General features: G+C 59.0%; 4 protein-coding genes. 1 reads left to right on the forward strand and 3 read right to left on the reverse strand.

Annotated elements, in window-relative coordinates:
• The 3 genes from B2W96_RS01360 to B2W96_RS01370 form a co-directional block, all read right to left on the reverse strand.
• Positions 1-527, reverse strand: a 527-nt coding sequence (locus B2W96_RS01360) for an ABC transporter ATP-binding protein (protein WP_293007790.1), incomplete at its 3' end; no start/stop codon positions are given.
• Entirely contained in the window at positions 520-1,494 is a 975-nt protein-coding gene (locus B2W96_RS01365; RefSeq protein WP_293007792.1) for an ABC transporter permease, read from the reverse strand. The genes B2W96_RS01360 and B2W96_RS01365, both read right to left, overlap by 8 nt.
• 139 nt (positions 1,495-1,633) lie before the next feature.
• A complete protein-coding gene (locus tag B2W96_RS01370) occupies positions 1,634-2,638 on the reverse strand; it encodes an ABC transporter substrate-binding protein (protein WP_293007794.1) in 1,005 nt (334 codons plus the stop codon).
• Between the two features lie 664 nt (positions 2,639-3,302).
• Between B2W96_RS01370 and B2W96_RS01375 the strand changes: the two genes are divergently transcribed.
• Complete coding sequence (locus B2W96_RS01375; RefSeq protein WP_293007796.1) at positions 3,303-4,904, forward strand: CTP synthase; 1,602 nt, start codon at positions 3,303-3,305, stop codon at positions 4,902-4,904.
• Positions 4,905-5,009: the final 105 nt, after the last annotated feature.

Here is a 5,009-nt window from a genome sequence, read left to right on the forward strand (position 1 = left end):
GTATGTTCGTCCAGCAGCAGGAGCTTCGGCTTTTGCAGGGCGGCCATCAGCAGCGTCAATGCCTGACGCTGTCCGCCGGACAGAAGACTTGCCTTCACGGTCATCCGGTCTTCCAGGCCAAGGCCCAGAATTTCCAGCCGTTCCCGGTAAAAGGTCCTCTCCTTTTTCGTCACGCCCCACCTAAGGCCCCGCTTCTGTCCCCGGCGATAGGCAAGGGCCAGATTTTCCTCAATCTGCATATTGGGGGCCGTGCCCATCATGGGGTCTTGGAATACCCGCCCGATAAAGGGCGCGCGGCGAAATTCCGGCAGGCCGGTCACGTCCGTCCCGTCGATGAGGATGCTCCCCTGATCCACGGGCCACACGCCCGCCACCGCGTTGAGCATGGTGGACTTGCCCGCGCCGTTGCCGCCAATGACGGTGACAAAATCCCCCTCGCCAAGGTGGAGGTCAAGGCCCTGAAGGGCTTTTTTTTCGTTGATGGTGCCGGGGTTAAAGGTCTTGCAGATATGGTTGATGTCAAGCATGCTTGCTCTCCTCCTTCCCTGCGGCTCTGCCCCGCCGGCCTGCCAGCTTGAAAGAGCTTTTGGCCTGTGCCTGCAAATAGGGCACGGCCAAAAACACCGCCACGATAATGGCCGTGAACAGCTTCAGGTCGTTGGAATTCAGCTTCAGCCACAAAATCAGGGTCATCACCGCATAGTACAGCACGCCGCCCGCGATGATAAAGCCCAGCCGCACCCCGAAATTTGTTCCCTTGCGGAAAATCGCGGCACACACCACCTCGCCGATAATCACGGCGGCAAGGCCGATGACAATGGCGCCCCGGCCCATATTCACGTCCGCAAAGCCCTGATACTGGGTCATCAGTCCCCCAGCCAGCGCCACCAGCCCATTGGACAGGCCAAGGCCCAGCACCTTCATGGAGTCGATGTTGATGCCAAGCGCGCGGCTCATGGCGGGGTTGGAGCCGGTGGCGCGGACAGCGCTGCCCTGCTCCGTGCCAAAGTACCAATACAGCACCGCCACAATCACCGCCGCAATGGCCAGTCCTGTCAAAATCGCGGTGGGAACATGGCGGGAGGTAATAAAAACGGGGAATTTATCGGGATTTACGGATTTGTTGGCCGCCATCCCCATAATGTGCAGATTGATAGAATACAGTGCGAACTGTGTCAGGATTCCCGCCAGAATTGCCGGGATGCCAAACCGCGTATGAAGCAGTCCGGTGCAAAGCCCCGCCAACACCCCGGCGAGAATCGCAGCCAGCACCGCCGCCCAAGCAGGCCAGCCCCCCAGAATTAGCATGGCAGTCACCGCGCCGCCGGTGGTGAAGGAACCGTCCACCGTCAGATCGGCGATGTCCAGCAGACGAAAGGTGATGTACACGCCCAGCGCCATCACGCCCCAGACAATTCCCTGCGCCACGCCGCCGGGCAGGCTTTTCAGCAAATTGACCGGGTCCAGCGAAGCAAAATATGCCGCGAGTTCCATGGTTTTCTCCTCTTTTCAGTCATTTTCCTCGGCAGCAGGGGAATGGGGCGTCGACACCCCATTCCTCCGCTGTCGATTCCCCGCCCGGAGGCAAAGGCCCTTGCGCCCGGGCGGGAAAATCGGCAGTTACAGGACTTTTTTAGCCCTCGATGGCGGTATACCCGTCAGGGATGGTGATGCCCAGCGCCGCGGCGCGGTCCGCATCGTACTTCTTCACAGGGCTGGGATAGTACTCAATGGGCATGGTGGAGATATCGCTCTCACCGGTGAGAATCTTCACGGCCATCTCACCGGTGGTGCGGCCCAGCTCATAGTAGTCGATAGAGAGCGTGGCGATGCCGCAGCCCTTGCAGATACCCTCCTCGCCGGCAATGATGGGCACGCCCGCGGGCTGGGCCACGTTGTTGATGGCCTCGGTGCAGCTTGCGGCGGTGTTGTCGGTGGGGATGTAAAGCACGTCGCTTTCGTTGCAGGCAGTGGTGGTGACGGCGGCCACGTCGTTGGAGTCCGCAAAGGTATAGGTGTTCACGGTGAGGCCCGCCTTCTCAAGCTCGGTCTTCACCACCTCGGCCTGATAGACGGAGTTGGGCTCGCCGGAGCAGTACAGAATGCCGACGGTCTTAGCGCCCGGCACCAGCTCGGTGACCATGGCGGCCTGCTGGTCCAGCGGGGGCAGGTCGGAGGTGCCGGAAATGTTGCCGCCCACGGTGCCGTTAAAATTGTCGATGCTCAGGGCCACGCCGTACTCCGTGACGGAGGTCCCCAGAATGGGAATCTCACTGGTGGCGGAAGCCGCCGCCTGAAGGGCGGGGGTTGCGTTTGCCATAATCAGGTCCACGTTGGAGGAAACCATCTGGGTGGCCATGGTGGAGCAGGTGGCAGAGTCGTTGGCCGCGTTCTGCACGTTAATCGTTACCTGATCGCCCAGCTTCTCCTTTAAAACATCCTGAAAGCCCTGCGTGGCGGCGTCCAGCGCGGGGTGCTGCACCAACTGAATCACGCCCACCTGATAGACCTTTTTGCCGCCCGATGCGGCGGCCGAACCGGATGCGGAGGCGGAGCCGGCGGGAGCGGTTTGTCCGCAGGCGGCGAGGCCCAGCGCCATGGCGCAGGCCAGAGCAAGAGAGAACAGCTTCTTTTTCATGCGAAATACTTCCTTTCATCTCAAAAACAAATCGGTTTGAAGTCCAAATCAGACCTCAAAGCTATAAAAAACGGCCCCGTCCAAAGGACGGAGCCGCCTTCCATACAAAAAAGCAAAACTCGGTCTTTCAGTCGGCTTTCCACTTTAAAGCAGTGCAATAACGGCCCGCAAAGCGGACCTTGGTAAAGTAGCGGAAGGAGACGCAGGCAATCAGATTTCTGTTCATGGGATAGCGCTCCTTTCTGCCATCTACTGACCCGACATTTCAAATTTCTTTTACAGTATATAGCTTTAAACAGCTAAATTCAATTGTCATTTTACATAAAATAGATTAAAGATTTTTTTCTTATTTTTACGAATTTAAAAAAACACCGGGAAATTCTCGCTCCTCGTTGACAAGTGGGCCGGAATGCGATATAAGTATAACGTATTTTTACAGTGCGCCCCGGCGGGCAGAGCGCCGCGCTCCGTCGGTTTGGAGCAGCGATCCGCGGCGGGAAGACGCGTGTGGACCCGCCCCAAAAATCAAAGACCGCAGACCGTGGATTGCGCTGAAGCCCTTGTAAACTGGGGCCCCTTCACCGCAAGCTATCCACGGTATTTTTATTTTTTCAGGCGGAAAGACGGGAAAACGGAACAATCGGAAAGGAACAGGTGAACGGCTATGGCGACAAAATTTGTATTTGTGACCGGCGGTGTGGTGTCGGGCCTTGGGAAGGGCATCTGCGCCGCGTCCCTGGGTCGGCTTTTGAAGCAGCGGGGCGTGCGGGTGCGAAACCAGAAATTTGACCCTTATATCAATGTGGACCCCGGCACCATGAGCCCCTATCAGCACGGCGAGGTCTTCGTCACCGACGATGGGGCGGAGACGGATCTGGACCTAGGCCATTACGAGCGGTTTGTGGACGAGACGCTGACGGGGAACGCCTCCGTCTCCTCCGGCAAAATCTACTGGTCCGTTTTAAACCGGGAGCGCCGGGGAGACTATCTGGGCGCCACAGTGCAGATCATCCCCCACATCACTGACGAAATCAAGGCACGTATCTACGCCATGGCCGACGAAGAGGTGGACGTGGTCATCTGCGAAATCGGCGGCACCGTGGGCGACATTGAATCCCAGCCCTTTCTGGAAGCCATCCGTCAGGTGGCCGCGGAGCAGCCGCAGGGCAGCGTCGTATTCATCCATGTGCCCCTCATCGTTCAAATTCCCGGCAGCGGCGAGCTGAAAAGCAAGCCCACCCAGCACTCCGTGAAGGAGCTTTTGTCCTTGGGCATTCAGCCGGACATTCTGGTGTGCCGAAGCGACACGCCCATCAGCGATGACATGCGCCGGAAAATTGCCCTGTTCTGCAACGTAAGCCCCGACTGCGTGATTCAAAACGCCACGGCTCAGACGCTGTATGAGGTTCCTCTTCTGCTTCAGAAGGAAGGGCTGGACGAGGCGGTTTGCCGCCGCCTCGGGCTGATTACGCCCCAGCCCGACCTGCGGGAGTGGGCCGCCATGGTCCGGCGGGAAAAGGCCGCCAAGCAGCGGGTGGAAATTGCGCTGGTGGGGAAATATACCCAGCTTCACGACGCGTATCTCTCCGTTGTGGAGTCTTTGAACCACGCTGGCATTGCAAACAGCGCTGTGGTGGATATCCGCTGGATCGACTCCGAAACGGTGACAGAGGAAAACGCGCGGGAACTTCTTGCGGGCTGCGCAGGCGTTCTGGTTCCCGGCGGCTTTGGCGACCGGGGGATTGAGGGAATGATCGCCGCTGTGCGGTACGCCCGGGAGAACGGCGTGCCTTTCTTCGGCATCTGCCTTGGGATGCAAATGGCGGTCATCGAGTTTGCCCGTCACGTTGTGGGAAAAACCGACGCAAACTCCTCCGAGTTTTCGGAAACCACGTCCTACCCTGTCATTGCCCTGATGCCCGATCAGGTGAACGTGACGGAAAAGGGCGGCACCATGCGCCTTGGAAAATACCCCTGCGTGCTGACGAACGGTACCCGCAGCCACGCGCTATACGGCACGGAAGAGATTTCGGAGCGCCACCGGCACCGGTACGAGTTTAACAACGCCTGCCGCGCGGAGCTGGAGGCCCGGGGCATGAAGCTGGCGGGCCTGTCCCCTGACGGCAGGCTGGTGGAAATTGTGGAGCTTCCCGAGCATCCCTGGTTTGTGGGCGCGCAGTTCCACCCGGAGTTTAAGAGCCGGCCCGACCGGCCCCATCCCCTGTTTTACGGCTTCGTACAGGCCGCCGCGGAACAGCAGGTCTAAGGCCCGCCCACAGGTGAACTAAGCATTCTGCCCTCGTGGATGAAAGGAAGGTTTTTATGAATCATTTCAGCCGGATTGCACAGGCAATGGAGGTCCGTGGTCTGT

Source organism: Oscillibacter sp. UBA6647 (assembly GCA_002455655.1).
In the GTDB taxonomy this organism is placed as follows: Bacteria; Bacillota; Clostridia; order Oscillospirales; family Oscillospiraceae; genus Oscillibacter.